Genomic DNA, 22826 nt, shown 5'->3' with positions numbered 1-22826 from the left:
TGGGCCATGTATCTGGCGTGAAACTGAGGGACACGCCATGAAAATCGCCTTTCAGATGGACCCAATCGGGGCCGTGGATATCAATGCAGACAGCTCATTCCGACTGGCCGAAGAGGCGCAGGCACGTGGGCATTCGCTGTTTTTCTACGGACCGGATCAGTTGGCGTATCAGGAAGGGCGCATAAAAGCACGCGGCCATGACATGACGGTGCAGCGTGTGGCAGGAAACCCGGCTGAACTGGGGCCTGAGCGTGAGGTTGATCTGGCCGATTTCGATGTGGTCTGGCTGCGGCAGGATCCACCGTTCGATATGCACTACATCACCTCGACGCATTTGTTAGACCGTTTGAAGGGCAAGGCGCTGGTGGTCAATGATCCGTTCTGGGTACGCAATTACCCCGAAAAGCTGCTGGTGCTGGATTTCCCCGATCTGACGCCACCGACAACGATTGCGCGCGATCTGCAGACAATCAAAGCTTTCAAGGAAAAGCATGGCGATATCATTCTCAAGCCGCTTTATGGCAATGGTGGTGCGGGCGTGTTCCGGCTGGATGCCAACGACCGCAACCTGACTTCGTTGCATGAGTTGTTCACCGGTTTCTCGCGCGAGCCGCTGATTGTTCAGAAGTTCCTGCCCGATGTAAGCAACGGCGACAAACGTGTGATCCTTGTGGATGGTGAGCCGGTTGGCGCAATCAATCGCGTGCCAGCCAAGGGCGAGACGCGGTCGAACATGCATGTGGGCGGTCGCCCTGAAAAGATTGGCCTGTCCGACCGGGATTTGGAGATTTGCGCCGCCATTGGTCCTTTGCTGAAGGAAAAAGGCCAGATTTTCGTCGGCATCGACGTGATCGGAGATTACCTGACCGAGATCAACGTGACCTCGCCCACCGGCATTCAGGAGCTGGAACGGTTCGACGGTGTCAACATCGCTGAAAAAATCTGGCAGGCGATTGAAGCCAAGGTTTAAGACGCCGCCCGGGCGCTGATACGAAAGCTCAGCGCCTCGGCCACATGGGGGCGGCGGATATCCCGCGCGCCCTCAAGATCGGCAATGGTGCGCGCGACCCGCAGGATGCGGTGATAGGCGCGCGCCGACAGGCCGAACCGTTCCGCGGCTTTCAGTAACAGCTCTTTGCCTTCGGCGTCGGGTGCGGCGATCTCTTCCAGCAGCTTGCCCTCCATATCCGCGTTCTGGCGGGGCTCCATGCCCTCGAACCGCTCAGCCTGCACGGCGCGTGCGGCTTCGACCCGTGCGGCAACGGTGGCGGAGCTGTCCCCAGAAGGCGGCAGGTCCAAATCGGTGAACCCGACCGGAGGCACCTCGATCCGCAAGTCGAACCGATCCATCAGCGGGCCAGAGATGCGGCCCAGATAATCCTCGCCACAGACCGGCGCGCGGGAACAGGCGCGGGCAGGGTCGGTTAGGTAGCCGCATTTGCAGGGGTTGGCGGCGGCCACCAGCATGAAGCGGCAGGGGTATTTCACATGGGCATTGGCGCGGGCCACCATGACCTCGCCCGTTTCAATCGGTTGGCGCAGGGTTTCTAGAACGGTGCGTGGAAATTCAGGGAATTCGTCCATGAACAGAACCCCGTTATGAGCCAAGGAAATCTCACCGGGTTTCGCGCCTCGACCACCGCCGACAATCGCAGCCATCGAGGCGGTGTGATGCGGTTCTCGGAATGGGCGGGTGCGGCTGATCCCGCCTTCGTCAAGCAATCCGCAGAGCGACTGGATCATAGAGGTTTCCAGTGCCTCGGATGGGGTCAGAGGCGGCAGAATTCCCGGCAGACGCGCGGCCAGCATCGATTTGCCCGACCCAGGTGTGCCGATCATGATCAGGTGATGCCGCCCGGCAGCGGCGATCTCTAACGCGCGTTTGGCCCGCTCTTGCCCTTTCACATCGCGCAGGTCGCGCGCGCTGGGCGCAAGGCTGACCTCGCCGGGTTGGGCTGCCGACAAGGGTGCCTGACCCGAGAAGTGCCGCACCACATCGCCTAGTGATGTGGCCCCGATAACCTGTGTAGCATCGACCCAAGCAGCCTCGGCGCTGGAGGCCTTGGGACACAGCAGTGCGCGATCTTCGGCGGCGGCGGTCATGGCGGCGGGCAGGGCGCCGACGACGGGTACGAGCGATCCGTCCAATGACAGCTCACCCAGCGAAACCGCGTCTTCGGCAGCATCGGGAGGGATTATTTCCAATGCAGACAGCAGCGCGACGGCGATGGGCAGGTCGAAATGGCTGCCCTCTTTCGGCAGGTCGGCGGGCGAAAGGTTGATGGTGATGCGTTTCGACGGCAGCGCGATGGCCATGGAACTGAGCGCGCTGCGCACGCGGTCGCGGGCCTCGGACACGGCCTTGTCGGGCAGGCCGACGATGGAAAAAGCGGGCAGGCCCGGCGAGACGGCGCATTGCACCTCGACCGGGCGGGCCTCGACTCCTTGGAAAGCGACGGTGTGAGAGCGGGCGACCATGAACGACCTTTTTGGTTAACAGGTCGTTGCTGGCACGCAGGCGGTTTAGGAATCGTTAACGCCTGCGACCATGGCAGAGAATTTCGGCCACGCGCCCGGATCTGCGGCGGTTTTGTCACGGCAGAACGGGTTGCAGAAGCCCCAAATGCGGCCATCCAATTCAAGGAAATCCGTCACAGTGTCGCCGGAATAGGGGCAGATGGCGTTGACCGAGGGGCCTGCGTCCACAACGCGGGCTACGGGCGAGCCGACTGGCCAGGGTTGTGTTGCCAATCCCAGTGCGTAGGGGAAGGGGTCATAGGACACAGTCAATCCCATCGCGCGCCATTGGCGGACGGACAGGTCAGACAGCATTTCAAGGCAATAGGTTCGGTTTGCGTCCGAAACGGGCAGGCCATAGCCGATAATCCGCGCGGCCACGGGTGTGTAGAACACATCCGCAAGGGAATAGTCCCCAAACAGTGGGCCGCTGACCGCCCCGGATACGCTGCGAGCATGCGCCCAAAGGGTCTCGATCCGATCAAGGTCACGCAGTGTATCGGCCGATGGTTCAAACCCAGTCCAGCAATGGTGCAACTGCATCGGGCATTCGCCGCGCAAGGCGGTGAACCCGGCCACCAACTCGGCGCATAACCAGCGCGCGGTGGCGCGGGCGGCTGGATCTGCAGGCCGCAATCGGGCCTCGGGGTGGCGTTCGGCCAGCGTTTCGGCCATGGCGAGGCTTTCGCCCACCACCGTCCCGTCGGGCAGGCGTAAGGCGGGCACCAGACGGGCGGGGGCGAGTGGCTTCATATCCTCGGCCATGGTGCCGGAATAGAGGCCGATCATATGGGCTTTGTAAGGCAGGCCGAACCGTTCTAGCATCAGCCAGCCGCGCATGGACCAGCTGGAAAACAGGCGGTCCCCGATAAACAGATCATAAGTCATGTGGACAGAATGGCGCGGCATGACGCGGCGGTAAATCAGTGAATTGTGCGCAGGTGCATCACGCCAGGTGATTGATCCGCCCGACCGACCAGCGATCCCCGTGATGAGTCAGTTCCGTGACCGAGAGGTTGTCGATCTTGTGGCTGAACGCCTCTTGCGCGGTCACGTCCAGCGCGCGCTGCACCTGCGTCAAGATCACGCCGAAATGCACCACCACGACCAGATCGTGCCCTGTATGATCGGCCATCAGCCGGTCGATCACGGCATCCACCCGTGCGCGCACCTCGTTCCAGCTTTCGCCATCCGGGGGGCGCACGTCGCCGGGATTGTCCCAATAAGCAAAGGCGAGGTCGGGGTCTTCGGCCTCAATCTCTCGGAACCCACGCAGCTCCCAAGTGCCGAAATTGATCTCGCGCAGGTCGGGGTGGTGGGGCAGGCGGGTGCGTGTCCCCTGAATGGCCGAAGCCGTATCGGCGGCGCGGGACAGGTCGGACGAGATCACAACCGCATCAGACGGCAGATGGTCATGCAAGCGCTGGAGCGCCACTGTGTCGCTGAGGTCAGCGGGCAGGTCGGACCAGCCGACCATGGTTTTTGCATGGGTCGGCCCATGGCGGACAAGGTGCAGCCGGGTCATGGAAGCTGCCCTTTCAAAACCAAGGGCAGGCCCACCGTGACCTGCACCACCAGATCGGCCTGCGCCGCCAGCGCGATGTTCAGCCTTCCCTGCGCCTCGCGGAACCTGCGGGAAAGGGCGTTGTCGGGGACAATGCCCTGGCCCACCTCGTTCGAGACGACGATGACCGGGGCCCGACATCCGGCCAGAGCATCCAAAAGGTCCGCCTGCACCTGATCCAGATCGTTGTCAGCCAGTAGGTGATTGGTCAGCCACATGCTGGCGCAGTCGATCAGGCAAACTTGGCTTTTGTCCAGCGTGGCCAGCGACGGGCGCAGGTCCAGCGGGGCCTCAATGGTGGTCCAGCCATCGCCGCGCTGGGCGACATGCCGCTTCACCTTTTTGTGCATCTCGTCATCAAACACTTGTGATGTCGCCAGATAAATGCGGCTTTTTTCTGTTGAAACAGTAAGTTGTTCTGCAAATGCAGACTTGCCCGAGGCAGCTCCGCCTATCACAAAGGTTAAATCCGGATACACTATTCTTACCTTCCATGTGATCCACCCGGTTTCGTTCTGCGTATCGACCATAGGTCGGCAAGGCAAGGCCGGGGTGCGCCTGCGAAAAGGGGAGGTTTCCATGGCACTGGATAACGCAAACGATTTTTCGATGTCACGGCAGGCAATGAAGGCCGAATTGCTGGACGCGGAGACCGAATTGAAATTGGCCTATGCGTGGCGTGACCACCGCGATGAAAAGGCGCTGCATCGGTTGATCACCGCATATATGCGGCTGGCGATCTCTATGGCGGCCAAGTTCAAACGCTATGGCGCGCCGATGAATGACTTGATTCAAGAGGCCGGTTTGGGCCTGATGAAAGCCGCCGACAAATTCGACCCGGACCGGGGTGTGCGGTTCTCGACCTATGCGGTCTGGTGGATCAAAGCCAGCATTCAGGACTATGTGATGCGCAACTGGTCGATGGTGCGCACCGGGTCGACATCGTCGCAGAAGTCGCTGTTTTTCAATATGCGCCGAGTGCAGGCTCGTTTGGAACGTGAAGCCGCGACTGAAGGAATGGAATTGGACAGGCACCAGCTTCATCAGATGATCGCTACCGAAATCGGTGTTCCTCTTCGTGATGTCGAAATGATGGAAGGTCGTTTGTCTGGATCAGATTTTTCGCTGAATGCGGTGCAATCTGCGGATGAGGATGGGCGCGAGTGGATTGACGCGCTGGAGGATGAGCGCGAGCAGGCCGCCGAAACCGTCGAGAACAGCCATGACACCGCGCAGTTGCGTGAATGGCTGGTAACTGCCATGCGATCCCTGAACGATCGTGAGCAGTTCATCGTGCGCGAACGCAAATTGCGGGAACCGGCGCGGACATTGGAAAGTCTGGGTCAGGAATTGGGTCTGTCGAAAGAGCGTGTGCGTCAGCTAGAAGCCGCCGCTTTCGTCAAAATGCGCAAGAACCTTGAAGCGCAATCGCGCGAGGTGCAACACTTCATCGCATGAGACAGTTTGCGATTCTGCTGTGCGCGCTTGTAGTTACAGCCGGTGTAGGCCGGGCCGATGGACTGATTCCTGATGATGTTGCCGACGCAATGCGCGCGGCGGATGTAGTGATTTTGGGTGAAATCCACGACAACCCACAGCATCACATAGTCCAAAAAGAGGCGTTGGAGATCATCAACCCCTCGGCCGTGGTCTGGGAAATGGTCACCGAAGAGGGCGCGCAACGGCTGGCTCAGAAAGCTGCGACCAACCCCGAGGAATTGGACCGTATCCTGAAATGGGCCGAGATGGGGTGGCCGTCCCTCAGCATGTATTACCCGGTCTTTCAGGCTACCGATGCGCCGGTCTATGGGGCGATGGTTCCCCGTGCGGCGGCGCGCGCTGCAATGGAACGGGGTGCTGCCACGGCGCTGGGCGCGGATGCGGCGCGCTATGGGCTGACCGTGCCTCTTTCGGCTGCGGATCAGGCTGAACGCGAGGCAGATCAACTGGCGGCGCATTGCGATGCGCTCCCGCAAGAGGCGCTGCCTCAGATGGTGGCCATCCAACGTTTGCGCGACGCGGTTCTGACGCGTTCGATCTTGCGTGCCGATGACGAAACAGGCGGGCCGATTGCTGTGATCACCGGCAATGGGCATGCCCGCAAGGATCGCGGGATTCCGACGTTCACGTCCCGGCTGCGCCCTGGTTTGAAAGTCTTTGTGTTGGGGCAGTCCGAGGATGGCGCGATCTCAGGCGAGTTTGACGCGGTGATCGACAGCCCTTCGGTCGAACGCGAAGATCCCTGTCTGGCATTCCAGACGCAGAATTAACCGCTGGAACTGTCTGGCCTGCTTGCCTAATGTCAGGGCCGACCGGGACGGGAAGGGCTGAACATGCTGGCATCGAAACGAATTCTGCTGATCATCGGCGGAGGCATCGCAGCCTATAAATCGCTGGATCTCATCCGCCGCCTGCGCGAACGCGGCGCGGCCGTAACCCCGGTTCTGACCCGCGCGGCTGAGGAATTCGTGACCCCTTTGTCCGTGTCTGCCTTGGCCGGAGAGAAGGTCTATCGCGATCTTTTCGATCTGACCGATGAGGCCGAGATGGGCCATATCCAACTCTCCCGCTCTGCCGATCTTGTAGTGGTTGCCCCGGCCACTGCCGATCTGATGGGCAAAATGTCCAGCGGGCTGGCCAACGACATGGCCTCGACCCTGCTGATGGCGACCGACACGCCAGTTCTGTGTGCCCCTGCGATGAATGTGCGGATGTGGGATCACCCCGCGACGCAGCGCAATCTGACGCAACTGCAGGCGGATGGTGTCCGCTTTGTTGGCCCGAACGAGGGCGACATGGCCTGTGGCGAGTACGGCCCCGGTCGTATGTCCGAGCCGCTTGAAATCGTTGCTGCGGTCGAGGCGCATCTGGGCGGCGGCCCCTTGCAGGGCAAGCGTATTCTGGTCACTTCGGGCCCCACCCATGAACCTATCGATCCGGTGCGCTATATCGCCAACCGGTCCTCGGGCGCGCAAGGAACGGCGGTGGCGAGGGCGCTCGCCGCGCTGGGGGCCGAGGTGGTGTTTGTCACCGGCCCGGCGGATGTGGCTCCGCCCCAAGGCGTACAGGTGGTTGCGGTCGAGACCGCGCAACAGATGTCGGATGCGGTGGACGCCGCCTTGCCCGTGGATGCGGGCGTGTTTGCGGCGGCTGTGGCGGATTGGCGGGTGGCCAGCGCCTCGGACCGGAAGCTGAAGAAAACCCGCGACGGCCTGCCCGCGCTGGAATTTGCGGAAAACCCCGACATTCTGAAACGCGTCTCGCATCTGGAAACGGGTCGCCCCGCGCTGGTCGTGGGCTTCGCCGCCGAGACCGATAGTGTGATCGAACACGCCACCGCGAAGCGCGCGCGTAAGGGGTGCGACTGGATTGTGGCCAATGATGTCAGTCCCGCCACCGGCATCATGGGCGGGTCCGAGAATACGGTCACGTTGATTTCGGACGCAGGGGCCGAAGAATGGCCACGTATGAGCAAGGACGCTGTGGCCGAGCGGTTGGCGCGCAAGATCGCCGACGCGCTGACCGCGTGAGGGAAAGGAAACAAGATGGTTGCAATTCGCGTGATCCGCGAGGACGGCTCTGACCCCTCAGTACCGTTGCCGTCCTACGAAACCACTGGTGCGGCGGGCGCGGATGTTCGAGCCAACCTACCGGATGGAGCGTCGATAACGCTGAACCCCGGACAGCGCGCCTTGGTTCCCACCGGCCTGCGGATCGAAATCCCGAATGGCTATGAGGTGCAGGTGCGTCCAAGGTCCGGGCTGGCGTTGAAACATGGGATCACGCTACCCAACACGCCGGGTACGATCGACAGCGATTATCGCGGCCCGCTGGGTGTGATCGTGCTGAATGCCGGGCAGGAGGTGTTCGAGATCACCCACGGCGAACGTATTGCGCAGCTTGTCGTGGCCCCGGTCGTGCAGGCCACGTTCGAAACGGCCGATACGCTCAGCGACACCGAACGCGGCGCGGGTGGGTTCGGCTCGACCGGGCGCGGCTGATGCTGTTGGTTTTCATTCTGGCTGCCGGGCTGTGGGGCGTTGGCTATCTGGCTGGCGTGTCGCGCACCGCGCGGATGACATCCGTCGGGGTGTTGCTGTTGGGCGTGATCACGGCGCAGCTGGTTCTACCGGACGGGCACCCCTTGCGTCAGGCGACTGGCGGCTCTGCGGCGATGTGGCTGATCCTGGCTGGTTTCGCGGTTCTGGTTCTGGTTTATGGAAGGGTGCTGAAAGCGTTACGCAACCGCGCGACGCCCGCCACGAAGGAGTCCGCCATGCCATCCGACCAATTCTCTGAAACCGAGCTGGAACGTTATGCCCGCCATATCGTGTTGCGGGAACTGGGTGGGCCGGGTCAGAAAAAGATGAAACAGGCCCGTGTGCTGGTTATCGGTGCCGGGGGGCTGGGCGCGCCAGCGCTGCAATATCTGGCTGCCGCCGGGGTTGGGACCATCGGTGTTATCGACGATGACGAGGTCGAAAATGCCAATCTGCAACGTCAGGTCATACACCGCGACGCGGATATCGGGATGCCCAAGGTTTTCTCGGCGCAGCAGGCCATGCAGGCGCAAAACCCTAATGTGATCGTGCTGCCTTACCACCGCCGTCTGACTGATGAGATCGCGCAGGATTTGTTTGCCGATTTCGATCTGATCCTCGATGGCACTGACAATTTCGACACTCGCTATCTGGCCAACCGCACGGCGGTTGCGCTGGGCAAGCCGCTGATCTCGGGTGCTCTGTCGCAATGGGAAGGGCAGCTGAGCGTCTTTGATCCCGCCCATGATGCCCCTTGCTATCAGTGTATATTCCCAGAGGCTCCGGCCCCAGGGCTGGCGCCTTCCTGCGCCGAGGCTGGCGTGATTGGCCCTCTGCCCGGCGTTGTGGGCTCGATGATGGCGGTGGAGGCGATAAAGGTGATCACCGGGGCTGGGCAGGCTCTGCGCGGTGAGATGCTGATCTATGACGCGCTTTATGGGGAAAGCCGCAAGATCACCCTTTCACGCCGCGCCGATTGTCCGATTTGCGGTAAGTGAGCGCGCGCACTGGATCATTCCACCTCGTGTTCCTAGGTTGTGCTCAAAGGAGAGTTTCATGACCAACCCGATCCTGTCCGACTGGACCACACCGTTTGAAATCGCGCCCTTCGACACGATTGCCGACACCGATTTCGCCCCCGCATTGGACGCCGCCCTACAGGCCCACAACGCGCAGATCGACGCGATTTCAGGCGACCCCGACGCGCCGAGCTTTGCCAACACGGTCGAGGCGCTTGAGGCCGCGGGTGAGCAGTTGGACAAGGTCCTGTCCGTCTTTTTTACCGTGGCCGGGGCCGACAGCAACCCGGCGCGTGAAGAGCTGCAGCGTGACTTCTCGCCCAAGCTGGCGGCGCATTTCTCGGGCATTTCCTCTAACAAAGCGCTGTTTCAGCGGGTGGCCGACCTATGGGACCGAAAGGATGATCTGAACCTGACCGACGAACAGGCGCGGGTTCTGATGCTGACCCATCGGGGCTTTGTGCGCGCGGGCGCGGCCCTGACCGGGGATGCAGACGCGCGGATGCAGAAAATCAAGGCGCGGCTGGCCTCGCTGGGTACATCCTTCACCCAGAACCTGCTGGCGGATGAGCGCGCGTGGTTCATGCCCCTGTCCGAGGATGATCTGGACGGTCTGCCCGATTTCGTAGTCGATGCGGCCCGCGCCGCCGGGCAGGAAAAGGGCGCAGACGGCCCGGTTGTGACCTTGTCGCGGTCGATCATCGTTCCGTTCTTGCAATTCTCGCCCCGTCGCGATCTGCGCGAGGTGGCGTATAAGGCCTGGACCGCGCGTGGCGCCAACGGTGGCGAGACAGACAACCGCGAGATCGCCGCCGAAATCCTCGCCCTGCGTGAAGAACGGGCCAAGCTGCTAGGCTATGACAATTTCGCCACCTACAAGCTGGAAACCGAGATGGCCCGCACGCCGGACAAGGTGCGCGACTTGCTGATGCAAGTGTGGGAGCCCGCCAAGGCCCGCGCGGATGCGGATGCCGAGACCCTGACGCAGTTGATGCAGGCGGATGGGGTCAATGGCCCACTGGCCGCGTGGGACTGGCGCTATTATGCCGAGAAACGCCGCAAGGCCGAGCATGATCTGGATGAGGCCGCGCTGAAACCCTACTTGCAGCTGGACCGGATGATCGAGGCCGCCTTTGCCTGCGCCAGCCGCCTGTTCGGGTTGGAGTTCGCGCCGCTGGACGTACCGCTCTACCACCCCGATTGCCGCGCGTGGGAGGTCACGCGCAACGGTCAGCATATCGCGGTGTTCATCGGGGATTACTTCGCGCGGGGTTCCAAGCGATCCGGCGCGTGGTGCAGCGCGTTGCGGTCGCAGGCCAAGTTTCCTACGGTGCAAGCTCCGGTCGTGATCAATGTCTGCAACTTCGCCAAGGGCGATCCGGCACTGCTGTCTTATGATGATGCGCGGACACTGTTTCATGAATTCGGCCATGCGCTGCATCAGATGCTGTCAGATGTGACTTATGAAAGCATCTCGGGCACATCAGTGGCGCGCGATTTCGTGGAACTGCCCAGCCAGCTTTACGAACACTGGTTGGAAGTGCCCGAAGTTCTGGCCGAGTTCGCCACCCATGCCGATACTGGCGCGCCGATGCCGCAAGACATGCTGGACAAGGTGCTGAAGGCCGCCAATTTCGATCAGGGGTTTCAGACGGTCGAATATGTCGCCTCGGCGCTGGTTGATCTGGAATTCCACGACGGTGCGGCCCCCGTCGATCCGATGGCGAAACAGGCAAAGGTGCTGGAGGGTCTGGGAATGCCCCCGGCCATCGGAATGCGCCACGCCACCCCGCATTTCGCGCATGTGTTTGCCGGCGACGGCTATAGCTCGGGCTATTACAGCTATATGTGGTCCGAGGTCATGGACGCCGACGCCTTCGCCGCCTTTGAAGAGGCTGGAGGCGCATTTGACCCCGCCCGCGCCAAGGCGCTGGAGGAAAACATCCTGTCCACCGGTGGCTCCCGCGAGGCCGAAGACCTGTATCTGGCCTTCCGGGGCCGGTTGCCGGGGGTCGAGGCGTTGCTGAAAGGGCGCGGGCTAGTAGCCTAAAGCGCGGTCGACGAGGTGCAGGTAGGGTTCACCCGCCTCACCGCGTCGAATGTTTTCAACGATCACCTGCGCGGCTGTCACTGGCCGCGTTTCCGAGGCGATATGCGGCGTGACCGTCACGTTCGGATGCGCCCAATAAGGGTGGTCGATTGGCAAGGGTTCAACCCGGAACACGTCCAACGTGGCGTGGCCGATTTGTCCGGCGTTCAGCGCATCCAGCAGGGCGCTGTCGTCGATGAGAGGGCCTCGGCCCGGATTGATCAGACATGCGCCCTTAGGCAGCAGGGCGAGTGTTTCCGCGTTCAACAGGTTCTCGGTCGCCGGTGTGTCGGGCAGCAGCAGAACGACGATTTCAGCTGTGGTCAGCGCCGCGCGTAGCCCGTCTTCGCCGTGCAGGCAGGTGACACCGGGGATGTCCTTGGGCGACCGACTCCAGCCCGTGACGTTGAAACCCAATACAGCAAGTGCCCGCGCGGATGCCTCGCCCAACATGCCAAGGCCCAGTATGCAGACGGTGCGTTCAGGGGCCAGCGGTGGGGCCTCGGGTGTCCATGTGCCGTCCTGAACAGTGATATGGCGGTCCATTCCAAGATGGTATCGCAGCACGTGGCCGACCACCCATTCGGTCATGCCTTGCGTCAGGCCGAAATCCACCATTCTAGCGAGGGGAACGGTTAGGGTCGCGTTATCTGCGATGCTTTCGACCCCGGCCCACAGGCTGAGCACGGCCTTCAGCCGCGAATACGGCGTGAAGTCCAATAGCCCACCGTTTGGCGCATAGACCACGTAATCGACCTGATCCGGGTCCATCTGCGTTCCGATTGCCGCATCCACCCCCGCATTGGTCAAGCCGTCTGACAAGAGGGGTTCATACACGGGCCACAATTCGGGGCGCGCGGAAAACAGGACTTTCACGGGCATCGGGGGCCTTTCAAATCAGCGAGGACGATGGATATGCGCGCTTTGCACAATACCGAAGGCCGCCATCAGGACAAGCATGGCCGAGCCGCCATAGCTGACCATTGGCAGGGGCACACCCACGACCGGGGCCAGTCCCATCACCATCGACATGTTCACCGCGAAGAACAGGAAGAAGTTCAGCGCGATGCCCAGCGTCACCAGCGACGAAAACCGGTCCTTGGTCGACAACGCCGTCACCAGACAGAACACGATGATCAGGCCATAAAGGATCAACAGGGTAATGCCACCGACAAAGCCGAACTCCTCGGCCAATGTGGTGAAGATGAAATCGGTATGTTTTTCCGGCAGGAAGTTCAGCCGCGATTGCGTGCCCTGCATGAAGCCGCGCCCGTTCCAACCACCTGATCCCAGCGCGATTTTGGACTGAGTAATGTGATAGCCCGCGCCCAGCGGGTCGGTGGAGGGGTCTAGAAAGGTATCAATCCGGCGGAATTGGTAGTCCTTGAGCAACTGCCACTCGGTTCCGCGGCTGTTGAAAACGGTTGCGATCAGCCCGACCACGGCGGCGATGACAGCGGCGAAATAGGCCCAGTGGACCCCAGCCAGAAACATCATCCCACCCCCTGCGGCCAGCAACAGGATCGAGGTGCCCAAGTCGGGTTGTTTGAGCACGAAAAACACCGGGATCAGGATCAGGATCACCGGAAGGATCACCCATAGCGGGCGCGAGGTTTTGTGCGAGGGCAGCCAGTCGTAATAGGCGGCCAGCACCATCACAAGGGCGACCTTCATCACCTCGGACGGTTGCAGGCGCATGAAGCCAAGGTCGATCCAGCGCTGTGCGCCCATGCCAATCGTCCCAAACAGCTCGACCACGATCAGCAGGCCTATCGAGCCCAGATAGGCCACAACCGACATGTTGCGCCAGAACCAGATGGGGACAAGCGCGATGATGAACATCACCGTCAGGCCCAGCCCGAACCGCTCCATCTGCGGTTCGGCCCAAGGGGTCCATGACCCGCCTGCGACCGAGAACAGCATCAAGAACCCAGCACTGGCCACGCTGATCAGCAGCAGGGTCAGGGGCCAGTTCATATACAAGAACTTGCGGAACCCCGAGGGCGTAGATTTGACCGTATATTCAAGATAGCTCATGCGCGGTCCTTTTCGGACGGGCGCGCTTTGGGACGGCGATCGCCTTCAAGCTTCTTTTGCAGCTCCTTGATCCGGTCGCGGTCGGCCACCGGATAGGCGTCCAATGGCGGCGTCCCATTATAGAGCGCCTGTAACATGATATCCCGCGCCACAGGGGCTGCAGCTTTCGACCCGCCGCCGCCATGTTCCACCACCACGGCAATCGCGTATTTCGGCTTGTCATAGGGCGCGAAGCTGACGAAAAGAGCATGGTCTCGGCGCTCCCACGGCAGGTCTTCGTTGCGGATGACGCCGGCGGCACGTTCGGCCTTAGTGATGTTGCGCACCTGGCTGGTGCCGGTTTTGCCCGCCATTCGGAAATCATCGGCTATGATGCGGCTGCGATAAGCTGTACCGCGCCGGTCATTCGATACCGTCCACATCGCCTGCCGAACTTGTTCCAGATTACGCGGGTTGACGTCCAGCGGCTCACCTGCGCCCGAGGGTTGCTCGACCCCGTTCATCGACCGAACAAGACGCGGCGAGACAGATCGCCCGGTCGCAATCCGTGCGGTCATCACGGCCAGTTGTAGCGGCGAGGCCAGCATGAACCCTTGACCGATCGAGGCATTGGCCGTGTCACCCACCAGCCATTCCTGCCCATGCACACGCCGCTTCCAGTCTTGATTGGGCGCCAGCCCGGCGGCCACGGCGGACATCGGTATGTCATGCTTGATGCCCAGCCCAAAAGTCCGAGCCATGTCCGAGATTTTGTCGATCCCCGTGCGCAGGGCCACGTCATAGTAATAGACATCGCAACTGCGTTTGAGCGAGGTTTCCAGATCGACTGTGCCATGCCCGCCGCGTTTCCAGCAATGGAACCGGCGGCTGCCAACCTTCAGGTGGCCAGGGCAATAGACGGTGTTCGATGGTCCGATCACTCCGGCCTCCAACGCGGCCATGGCGGTGATCATCTTGAAGGTCGATCCCGGCGGGTAGGTGCCCTGCACGGTCTTGTTGGCCAGCGGACGGTAATTGTCCTGCGTCAGGGTCCGGTAATCCGCGACCGAGATGCCGCGCACGAACAGGTTGGGATCAAAACTGGGGGCTGAACTTATCGCCCGGATATCGCCGGTTTCGCAGTCGATCACGACCGCAGCGGCGCTTTCGCCCGCCAGACGTGCCTGCGCGTATTGCTGCAGATCGGCATCGACAGACAGTTGCAGATCGGCCCCGGCGGTACCTTCCTGCCGGTCAAGCTCGCGCATGACGCGGCCAGTGGCGTTGACCTCGACTCGTTTGGCCCCGGCCTTACCCCGCAGGCTGATTTCCTGTTTGGCCTCTAGCCCGACCTTGCCGATCTGGAACCGAGGTATGCGCAGCACGGGTTCGGGATCTTCGATCTGGCTGAGGTCATAGTCGCTGACCGGGCCGACATAGCCAACGACATGGGCGAAGTCCTCGTATCTGGGATATTGTCGTGTCATGCCGACCTCGGGCGTGACACCGGGCAGGGCGGGGGCGTTGACGGCGACTTTCGAGATATCTTCCCACGTGACCTGATCGGCCAGCGTGACCGGCAGGAACGGGGCCGAGCGGCGCATCTCGGTCTTGGCGCGCTCGATCTCATCATCGGTCAGCGGGATTAGGTCAGACAGTCTGGCGATAACGGCGTCTACGTCGCCCGCATCCTCGCGCACCATCACGATCCGGTAAGAGGGCGAGTTCTGTCCGATGATCTGCCCGTTGCGGTCGTAAATCCGACCGCGTGTCGGTGGGATCAGGCGGATGTTGATGCGGTTTTCTTCGGCCAGCAGGCGGTATTCATCCGCTTGATCCACCTGCATATACCGCATCCGTGCGGCAAGACCGCCAATAAACACGGCCTGCAACCCGCCAAGAACAAAGGCGCGGCGGGGCAGTCTTTTATAGGCCAATCCCTGCGATTTCTGCTTGCGTGGCTTCATGGGCGGGCTCCTACTGCGCCGGACTCCGAGCTCGAAACCCGCCGCACGCCGAATCCGCTCTGGCTGAGCAGAACAATCAGCGGATAAACCGCAATCGTCAGAACCACTTGTATCACGACCGGACCCAATGCTGCCTGTTGCACGGACAGAATAGCAAGAATGACGCGGTTGAGGGCAAAAACAGCCGTGATGACGACGGCGGCGCTGGTCCATTCGCCCATGAACCCGGCGTCACGTAAGCCGGGTGCTGCGTTGCGCAGATAGGACGCGCCCATCACAACCAGCGCGGCCAGCAGACCCGGAGGACGTTGCAGCAGCAGATCGGCCAACAACATCACCACCGCGATCAGAGGGATGGGCACAAACTCGGGACGCCGCAACACCCAGGCAAATGTCAGCGCAATGATCAGATCAGGAAAGGGCCAGCGATCTGGCCGCGCGTTCAGTGGCAGCAGATGAAAAAACAGGATCAGAAGGGCCAGAAACAGATACAAGCCGCGTTTGGCCCAAAGCTGCGTGGTCTGATTATCCATCGCCGACTTCCGAGGGGGTCAGGGCGGCTTCGGGGCGTCTTGGGCCGACGACATCGCCGGAATCTTCGATACGTGGCGCGGAATGGAAGCGCAGCACGCGCAAAAACTCCAGTCGTTCGAAATCGGCGGACAGGCGCACGCGTAAGCGCCCTCCGGGGTCAGCGGCGATCTGTCCGATCAGCAAGCCGCCAGGAAACACGCCGCCGTCGCCCGAGGTCACGACCCGATCACCCGGTCGTACAAGTTCGCGGTTTTCCAGGAATTCCACAGCGGGCGAGGGCGTGTTGTCGCCAGTGATCAGCGCGGTTTGACCCGAAGGTTGGATCGTTGCCGGAATGGCGCTGGACGCATCGGTCAGCAGAATGACCCGCGCCGTATCGGGGCCAACGCCGGATATACGACCGACGACGCCGATCCCGTCCATCGTGGCCCAGCCATCCATGATGCCGTCCCGTTCGCCCACATTCAGCAACACTGATTGCCGAAAGGGCGAGCCGCTATCGGCCATCACAACCCCGGTGATATAGGTCAGGCGAGGGTCAAGCCGCACATTGTTAAGGTCCAGCAGACGCGCGTTTTCCTGTTCAAGCTGCAGCGCAGCCTCTTTCCAGGCCCTCATCAGGCGTAATTCGCTGCGCAGCTCCTGGTTCTGTGCGCTCAGCCGCTGATAGCTTTGGAAATCGCGGACGAGGTTTACAACTGCGGTGACTGGCACCATCGCCCATTCCATCGACGGCACCACGCGGTCCGCCACCTGCGCCCGAAACCGCTCGACCCGAGGGCTGTCTATGCGCCAGACCAGAAAGATGCCCAGCAGACACAGCACCACGATCCCCAACAGCAGGCGGCGCAGAGGGGCCGTGTATTCATCGCGCTGTGATCGGTCGTTTGCCACAGGTTACCTTCCCGTGCTGCTCTTGCCCGAGTTTTCACCCCGAAAGGGTGCGCGCCTTAGCTTTCGTAGTCAATCGCGTGGCGCAGTTGTTTTTCATATTCCAGCGCTTTGCCGGTGCCCAAAGCCACACAATTCAGGCTTTCATCGGCAATCGACACAGCCAGACCAGTCTGTTCGCGCAGGGCAAGGTCCAGATCGCCCAGCAGCGCGCCGCCGCCGGTCAGCATCACGCCCCGGTCCACGATGTCGGCGGCCAGATCGGGCGGTGTGGTTTCCAATGCTGTCATTACCGCCTCGCAAATCTGTTGGACGGGTTCCGACAGAGCCTCGGCGACCTGAGCCTGGCTGATCTCAATCTCTTTGGGTACGCCGTTAAGCAGGTCACGGCCCCGGATATGCATCGACTGGCCACGACCGTCGTCAGGCATCCGGGCAGTGCCGATGGTGGTCTTAATGCGTTCAGCGGTGGATTCGCCCACGAGAAGGTTCTGCTGACGGCGCAGATACGAGATGATCGCCTCATCCATTCGGTCTCCGCCCACGCGGACCGAGCGCGCATAGACGATGTCGCCCAGCGACAGAACCGCAACCTCGGTGGTGCCGCCGCCGATATCAACGACCATGTTGCCGGTCGGGTCGGTGATCGGCATGCCTGCACCAATGGCGGCTGCAATCGGTTCGGCAATCAGGCCCGCGCGGCGCGCACCTGCCGACAGAACCGACTGACGGATCGCACGCTTTTCTACGGGGGTCGCACCGTGTGGGACGCAGACGATGATCTTGGGCTTCGAGAAGGTCGACCGCTTATGCACCTTGCGGATAAAGTGCTTGATCATTTCCTCAGCAGTGTCGAAATCAGCAATCACGCCTTCACGCATCGGACGGATCGCCTCGATCGAGCCGGGGGTTCGGCCCAGCATCAGCTTGGCGTCTTCACCGACGGCCAGCACCTTTTTGACACCGTCCTTGACGTGATAGGCGACAACCGAAGGCTCCGACAGGATCACACCGCGCCCTTTGACATAAACCAGCGTGTTCGCTGTCCCAAGGTCGATGGCCATGTCCGCTGTGAACAAGCCGCCCAGATTGCCAAAGATTCCCATGTTTTTAATGATCCCGTTCGTCAAAATTACCACTGCCCGCGACTCGACGGTTCCGGGACGGATGTCTTATAGGGTGCCATCTCGCCCGGTAAAAGGGCTGATTCCGCGTCAATCAGCACCTTTCCGCCTTATTGATAGGGACTTTAGAAGGCAACATGCTCTCATATCAACATATTTACCATGCTGGAAATCTGGCTGACGTGCAAAAGCACGCTTTGCTGGCGTGGATGCTGGATTATCTGGCGCGCAAGGACAAACCCCTGACCTATGTCGAGACTCATTCGGGGCGGGGTTTGTACAAGCTGGACGCTGCTGAAGCGGTCCGCACCGGCGAGGCCGCTGCAGGAATTGAGCGCGCGCGGCGTGACGGGTGGTTTGGTGCTGATCATCCTTTGTCGAAGGCGTTGACCAGCGTTCAGGCAACGCACGGGGCGCAGGCATATGCGGGATCGCCCCTGATTGCGGGCAATTTGCTGCGTGATCACGACAGTTTGCATCTGGCTGAACTGCATCCGCAGGAATATGAGGCGCTCTCACTGGCCGTTTCGCGGTTCGGAGCGAAGGTCTACAAGCAGGACGGCTATGCGCTGGCGCATTCATTGCTGCCGCCTACCCCTCGGCGGGGTTTGCTGCTGATCGATCCAAGCTATGAGGTGAAATCGGAATATGACCGCCTGCCGGGGTTCATTTCCAAGGTGCACCGAAAGTGGAATGTTGGGGTCATCGCGTTGTGGTATCCGATCTTGACCGATGGGCGACACAAGCCGATGATTGCGGCGCTGCGGGCGCAAACCCTGCCCAAAGCAGCATGCCACGAGGTGCGCTTTCCGGCCGCGCGCGAGGGGCATCGTATGATCGGGTCGGGAATGTTCATTGTGAACGCACCGTTTGGCATTCAGGACGAGTTTATGCGCCTATCCACCTTGTTTGAGCGGTTGTAGAAAGCCCTCCCGCCCCGATTGCCAGCATCAAAGATGCCGTCAATCGAGTTGGGCCCGGCAGCGCGCCGCAGGCGCGCTGCCGGGCCCAAAACCCAAGAAGGGTCGGCGAAGCCGGGCCGCCGCGGGTGCGGGAGCCTCTGCGCTTTCAGACGATCAGGTCAGGTCCTTATAGCTGATCTCACGTGCATCCGCGCCCGGACCGGCCTTTTCGCGTCGCATGATCAGGCGGTTCAGCGCGTGGATATAGGCTTTAGCCGAGGCAACGACGGTATCGGTGTTGGCCGATTGACCGGTTGCAATCATGCCATCCTCTTCCAGCCGCACCGAGACTGTGGCCTGGGCGTCTGTGCCTTCGGTCACCGCGTGCACTTGGTACAATTGCAGATGCGCCTTGTTGGGATAGATCGCACGGATTGCCTTGAAGGTCGCATCAACCGGCCCATCGCCGTGTTCTGTGGCGATGATGTCCTTGCCGTCCATCTCAAGTTCGACCGTCGATTCCGCCTGACCGCCTGTGCCGCAAGTCACTTTCATCGACACCAGTTGCAGATAGTCGTCATGCTCATCCATGGTCATCAGCGCGATGAGATCGTCGTCAAAGACTTCTTTCTTGCGGTCGGCCAGATCCTTGAACCGAACAAAGATGTCCTTCAGCTGATTGTCGCCAACATCAAAGCCTAAGGTTTCCAGCTTGTCACGCAAGGCCGCGCGGCCTGAGTGTTTGCCCAGGGGCAAAGACGTGCCGGACAAACCGATATCTTCAGGGCGCATGATCTCGAAGTTTTCGCGGTTCTTCAGCATCCCGTCCTGATGGATGCCGCTTTCATGCGCAAAGGCGTTCTTGCCGACAATCGCCTTGTTGAACTGCACGTTGAAGCCCGACACCGTCGCCACACGGCGCGAGATATGCATGATCTTAGTGGTGTCGATACCCGTGTGCCACGGCATGATGTCATTGCGGGTGCGCAGTGCCATGACGACCTCTTCCAGCGCGGTGTTGCCCGCGCGTTCCCCCAGACCGTTGATGGTACATTCGATCTGTCGCGCTCCGCCCGCGACGGCGGCCAGCGAGTTTGCAGTCGCCATGCCGAGGTCGTTGTGGCAGTGGGTGGCGAAGATCACCTCATCCGCGCCCGGTACGGTCTCGATCAGGCGCTTGATCAGGTCGGCGCTTTCCACCGGCGCGGTATAACCCACCGTGTCGGGGATGTTGATCGTGGTCGCGCCCGCCTTGATCGCAATCTCGATCACGCGGCACAGGTAATCCCACTCGGTCCGCGTGGCGTCCATCGGTGACCACTGCACGTTGTCGCACAGATTGCGCGCGTGGCTAACCGTTTCGTGGATTTTATCGGCCATCTCGTCCATCGTCAGGTTCGGAATGGCGCGGTGCAGCGGAGAGGTGCCGATGAAGGTGTGAATGCGGTTTTGCCGTGCGTGTTTCACGGCGTCCCAGCAGCGGTCAATGTCTGCGAAATTGGCGCGGGCCAGACCGCAGATGCGGCTGTTTTTCGACCGCTCGGCAATCTCGCTGACGGCCTTGAAATCACCTTCGGAGGCGATGGGGAAGCCTGCTTCGATGATGTCGACGCCCATTTCGTCCAGCAGCTCGGCAATTTCGAGCTTTTCGTTATGGGTCATGGTTGCGCCGGGGCTTTGTTCGCCGTCGCGCAAAGTGGTGTCAAAGATCAAGACGCGGTCTTGGTCGGTCACGTTGGTCATGGGAATCTCTTTCTTCTTCTGTCCTAAAGCCTATGGCGCGCGGGCGTCCTCCTCTGAGCGGGCGCGCCGGATGGCACGCTCAGAGGCGGATTAGGATCAGTAGGCCACGCAGCCACGTACCGCGAAGGGCGGTGTCGGCAACAAGGATATCTGCGTGGTTGATCATGGGATTGAGGTTATACAGAGCGGAACGCGAATGAAAAGACGGAATTTACAGGTCTTACACGCGCAGGGACGTTTTTTGCGATGCGTTGAAGTAAGCGCTTGGGCTGCTAGGTGATCGGCTATGAAAAAAGCACTCATCATTGGCGCGTCGGGCGGGATCGGATCGGCGCTTTGTAGGCGGTTGGAGAAACAATCGGTCGCGGTAACAGGTTTGTCCCGGTCTTCGGTTGGGTTTGACCTGACCAAGCCAGACACCGTCAGTACTGCTCTGGCAGCGCTTGGAGGACCCTATGACCTGATCTTCGTTGCGTCTGGTGCGCTTGAAATCAACGGGGCTGAGCCGGAAAAGACGATCCGCGCTTTGTCAGCCAAGGCGATGATGGATCAGTTTGCTTTGAACGCGGTGGGGCCAGCTTTGGTTTTGGCACAAGCTGCGCGGTTGTTGCCGCGGGACCGGCGGGCCGTCGTGGCGGTGCTGTCGGCGCGGGTCGGGTCGATTGGCGACAACCGTCTGGGCGGGTGGATCAGCTACCGCGCGGCCAAAGCTGCTGTGAATCAGATCGTTCACACCTCGGCGATCGAACTGGCGCGGACACACAAGCAGGCGGTATGCGTTTCGCTGCATCCCGGCACGGTGCGCACTGAGTTCACTCGAAAATACGCAGGACGCCACGCGACCGTTGAACCAGACGAAGCCGCGCAGAATTTGCTGTCAGTGATCGAGGCGCTGGCCCCGGACGATACAGGTGGTTTTTTCGATTGGGCCGGGCAGCCGGTGCCTTGGTGAACCTAGCCGTCCGAAGGCGCGTCGGATGTGGTGTTTTCGGCCGGTGCAGCCTCGGGCTCGGCGGCGGTTTTGCCCGGTAGGACACCGTTTTCCCACACGCCTGATTCTTCTTGGCCGTTGGCATAGCGCATGGTTCCGTCGCCGTGGCGTTTGTTGTCCAGAAAACCACCCTCATAGACGTCGCCTGTGGCATAGGTGGCGATACCAGTGCCGCTGATTTTGCCACCTGCCCAATCGCCGGTATAGGTAAACCCACGCGGAGTGGTGATCGTGCCGAGCCCTTCGCGGACGCCATCGACGAATTCTCCTTCGTACACGGTTCCATCCGGGAAGCTGGCGCGCCCTTTGCCGTGGCGGGCACCTTCGGCCCAATCGCCCTCGTACTTATAGCCGTTGGCAAAGGTCAGAACGCCGGTGCCGTGGCTGAGGCCGTTTTTGAACTGACCCGAATACACGACGCCGTTGGGGTAGGTTGCCTTGCCGGAGCCTTCGAAGATACCGGCGATCCAGTCGCCCTCGTAGATGATCCCGTCCGGGTAAGTGTGCAGCCCCTTGCCATGGGGCAGATCGGCGCTGAAGTCACCCACATAGGTGGAACCGTCGGGATAGGTCATCTCGCCAAAGCCTTCGATCTGCCCGTCCTGCCATTCGCCGGTATATTCAAAACCGTCGGTGCCTACGAAGCGGCCTTTGCCGTGGCGGCGGTCATCGGTGTAGTCGCCCTCATAGGTCGCGCCATTGGCGTAGGTGGCCTTGCCCTTGCCCTGACGCCGCCCGTCGACCAGATCGCCTTCGTAGACGTCACCGTTGGCCTGTACCATGCGCCCCTTGCCGGTCATGCGATCCTGCACCCAGTCCCCGGTATAGGTCATGCCGTCGGCCACTGTCAGCGTACCCTGTCCATGGCGCACACCATTGTCGATGTCGCCCTCATAAACGCTGCCCTGGGTCGAGGTGATCTTGGCCTTACCCTGTTTCGCGCCCTCAACCCAGTCGCCCTCATAGATATATCCGCTGGGGTCGGTCAGAGTTCCTTTGCCGTGGTACTGCGCCTGTTTGAACCCGCCTTCATAGCGCGCGCCATTGGCATAGGTGGCAGTGCCTTGCCCGTTGATCGTGCCATCAGACCATTCGCCTTCGTAGCTGCCGCCATCGGGATAGATGATCCGGCCGCGCCCTTCCGGCTGACCCTTTGCGAAAGCGCCGTCATAGATTGACCCGTTCGCATAGCGGGCTATGCCCTGGCCTTGAATTTCGCCTTCAGACCACTCGCCCTCATATTCGAAGCCGTCGGGCAGGCGATAAGTACCGATGCCGTGCCGCAGCCCGTTCAGGAAAGTGCCTTCGTAGACGCCGCCAACCTCATCATCCGCAATGATGACCTGCCCATCCTGCGCACTGGCGGGCAAGACCAACAGGGCCATCGCGGTAGCGGCGATTGAGGTGCGGATGACGTTCATAGGGTTTT

21 protein-coding genes are annotated in these 22826 nt (G+C 61.2%); 9 read left to right on the top strand and 12 right to left on the bottom strand.

Annotated elements, in window-relative coordinates; genetic code table 11:
- Positions 1 to 37 precede the first annotated feature (37 nt).
- On the top strand, positions 38 to 970 hold the full coding sequence (gshB, locus tag AC2FJ6_RS09280) for a glutathione synthase (RefSeq protein WP_170772470.1): 933 nt from the start codon (positions 38 to 40) through the stop codon (positions 968 to 970).
- Here gshB and AC2FJ6_RS09275 read toward each other — a convergent pair.
- From AC2FJ6_RS09275 to cobU, 4 genes are read right to left on the bottom strand one after another with little or no spacing between them, the layout of a single operon-like run.
- Complete coding sequence (locus tag AC2FJ6_RS09275; protein WP_170772468.1) at positions 967 to 2478, bottom strand: YifB family Mg chelatase-like AAA ATPase; 1512 nt, start codon at positions 2476 to 2478, stop codon at positions 967 to 969. The two genes, gshB and AC2FJ6_RS09275, sit on opposite strands and share 4 nt — an antisense overlap.
- A 45-nt stretch (positions 2479 to 2523) precedes the next feature.
- Positions 2524 to 3405, bottom strand: a complete 882-nt coding sequence (locus tag AC2FJ6_RS09270; RefSeq protein WP_170773054.1) for a glutathione S-transferase — start codon at positions 3403 to 3405, stop codon at positions 2524 to 2526.
- A 58-nt stretch (positions 3406 to 3463) separates the two neighbouring features.
- Entirely contained in the window at positions 3464 to 4042 is a 579-nt protein-coding gene (locus tag AC2FJ6_RS09265) for a histidine phosphatase family protein (protein WP_170772466.1), read from the bottom strand.
- The gene (cobU, locus tag AC2FJ6_RS09260; RefSeq protein ID WP_170772464.1) at positions 4039 to 4560 is read right to left on the bottom strand and encodes a bifunctional adenosylcobinamide kinase/adenosylcobinamide-phosphate guanylyltransferase; all 522 of its coding nucleotides are present in this window, start codon (positions 4558 to 4560) and stop codon (positions 4039 to 4041) included. Before cobU ends, AC2FJ6_RS09265 begins: the two co-directional genes overlap by 4 nt.
- A gap of 100 nt (positions 4561 to 4660) precedes the next feature.
- Here cobU and AC2FJ6_RS09255 point away from each other — a divergent pair, with 100 nt between their 5' ends.
- The 6 genes from AC2FJ6_RS09255 (at position 4661) to AC2FJ6_RS09230 (ending at position 11190) form a co-directional block, all read left to right on the top strand.
- Entirely contained in the window at positions 4661 to 5539 is an 879-nt protein-coding gene (locus AC2FJ6_RS09255; RefSeq protein ID WP_170772462.1) for an RNA polymerase factor sigma-32, read from the top strand.
- Positions 5536 to 6351 (top strand): ChaN family lipoprotein, encoded by an 816-nt coding sequence (locus AC2FJ6_RS09250; RefSeq protein WP_170772460.1) that lies wholly within the window; start codon positions 5536 to 5538, stop codon positions 6349 to 6351. Before AC2FJ6_RS09255 ends, AC2FJ6_RS09250 begins: the two co-directional genes overlap by 4 nt.
- A gap of 63 nt (positions 6352 to 6414) precedes the next feature.
- Positions 6415 to 7611, top strand: coding sequence for a bifunctional phosphopantothenoylcysteine decarboxylase/phosphopantothenate--cysteine ligase CoaBC (gene coaBC / locus AC2FJ6_RS09245; protein WP_170772458.1), 1197 nt, complete (start codon positions 6415 to 6417; stop codon positions 7609 to 7611).
- 15 nt (positions 7612 to 7626) lie between these two features.
- The gene (gene dut, locus AC2FJ6_RS09240; protein ID WP_170772456.1) at positions 7627 to 8082 is read left to right on the top strand and encodes a dUTP diphosphatase; all 456 of its coding nucleotides are present in this window, start codon (positions 7627 to 7629) and stop codon (positions 8080 to 8082) included.
- Positions 8082 to 9119, top strand: coding sequence for a HesA/MoeB/ThiF family protein (locus tag AC2FJ6_RS09235; RefSeq protein WP_170772454.1), 1038 nt, complete (start codon positions 8082 to 8084; stop codon positions 9117 to 9119). The genes dut and AC2FJ6_RS09235 overlap by 1 nt, the downstream gene beginning before the upstream one ends.
- A gap of 58 nt (positions 9120 to 9177) precedes the next feature.
- A complete protein-coding gene (locus AC2FJ6_RS09230) occupies positions 9178 to 11190 on the top strand; it encodes a M3 family metallopeptidase (protein ID WP_496668876.1) in 2013 nt (670 codons plus the stop codon).
- On the opposite strand, the gene AC2FJ6_RS09225 is transcribed toward AC2FJ6_RS09230, so the two are convergent.
- From AC2FJ6_RS09225 to AC2FJ6_RS09200, 6 genes are read right to left on the bottom strand one after another with little or no spacing between them, the layout of a single operon-like run.
- Positions 11179 to 12111 carry a 2-hydroxyacid dehydrogenase gene (locus AC2FJ6_RS09225; RefSeq protein ID WP_496668874.1) on the bottom strand — a complete coding sequence of 311 codons (933 nt, stop codon included), beginning with the start codon at positions 12109 to 12111 and terminating at the stop codon, positions 11179 to 11181. The genes AC2FJ6_RS09230 and AC2FJ6_RS09225 overlap by 12 nt on opposite strands.
- Before the next feature lie 15 nt (positions 12112 to 12126).
- Positions 12127 to 13266, bottom strand: a complete 1140-nt coding sequence (gene rodA, locus AC2FJ6_RS09220; RefSeq protein WP_480900191.1) for a rod shape-determining protein RodA — start codon at positions 13264 to 13266, stop codon at positions 12127 to 12129.
- Positions 13263 to 15212 (bottom strand): penicillin-binding protein 2, encoded by a 1950-nt coding sequence (mrdA, locus tag AC2FJ6_RS09215; protein WP_170772450.1) that lies wholly within the window; start codon positions 15210 to 15212, stop codon positions 13263 to 13265. The genes rodA and mrdA overlap by 4 nt, the downstream gene beginning before the upstream one ends.
- Positions 15209 to 15745 (bottom strand): rod shape-determining protein MreD, encoded by a 537-nt coding sequence (locus tag AC2FJ6_RS09210; RefSeq protein WP_170772448.1) that lies wholly within the window; start codon positions 15743 to 15745, stop codon positions 15209 to 15211. The genes mrdA and AC2FJ6_RS09210 overlap by 4 nt, the downstream gene beginning before the upstream one ends.
- Positions 15738 to 16640 carry a rod shape-determining protein MreC gene (gene mreC, locus AC2FJ6_RS09205; protein ID WP_170772446.1) on the bottom strand — a complete coding sequence of 301 codons (903 nt, stop codon included), beginning with the start codon at positions 16638 to 16640 and terminating at the stop codon, positions 15738 to 15740. Before mreC ends, AC2FJ6_RS09210 begins: the two co-directional genes overlap by 8 nt.
- A gap of 56 nt (positions 16641 to 16696) precedes the next feature.
- A complete protein-coding gene (locus tag AC2FJ6_RS09200) occupies positions 16697 to 17743 on the bottom strand; it encodes a rod shape-determining protein (protein WP_039523195.1) in 1047 nt (348 codons plus the stop codon).
- 155 nt (positions 17744 to 17898) lie between these two features.
- Here AC2FJ6_RS09200 and rlmJ point away from each other — a divergent pair, with 155 nt between their 5' ends.
- The gene (rlmJ, locus tag AC2FJ6_RS09195; RefSeq protein ID WP_170772444.1) at positions 17899 to 18684 is read left to right on the top strand and encodes a 23S rRNA (adenine(2030)-N(6))-methyltransferase RlmJ; all 786 of its coding nucleotides are present in this window, start codon (positions 17899 to 17901) and stop codon (positions 18682 to 18684) included.
- 153 nt (positions 18685 to 18837) lie between these two features.
- Here rlmJ and AC2FJ6_RS09190 read toward each other — a convergent pair whose 3' ends face one another.
- Positions 18838 to 20406, bottom strand: coding sequence for a 2-isopropylmalate synthase (locus AC2FJ6_RS09190; RefSeq protein WP_170772442.1), 1569 nt, complete (start codon positions 20404 to 20406; stop codon positions 18838 to 18840).
- A 286-nt stretch (positions 20407 to 20692) separates the two neighbouring features.
- Between AC2FJ6_RS09190 and AC2FJ6_RS09185 the strand changes: the two genes are divergently transcribed.
- Entirely contained in the window at positions 20693 to 21358 is a 666-nt protein-coding gene (locus tag AC2FJ6_RS09185; protein WP_170772440.1) for an SDR family NAD(P)-dependent oxidoreductase, read from the top strand.
- A gap of 2 nt (positions 21359 to 21360) precedes the next feature.
- Here AC2FJ6_RS09185 and AC2FJ6_RS09180 read toward each other — a convergent pair whose 3' ends face one another.
- Positions 21361 to 22818 carry an MORN repeat-containing protein gene (locus AC2FJ6_RS09180; protein WP_170772438.1) on the bottom strand — a complete coding sequence of 486 codons (1458 nt, stop codon included), beginning with the start codon at positions 22816 to 22818 and terminating at the stop codon, positions 21361 to 21363.
- Positions 22819 to 22826: the final 8 nt, after the last annotated feature.

The sequence above is a fragment of the Ruegeria sp. CDSA089 genome (assembly GCF_059612205.1).
This window is presented reverse-complemented; position numbering and strand designations above follow the sequence as displayed.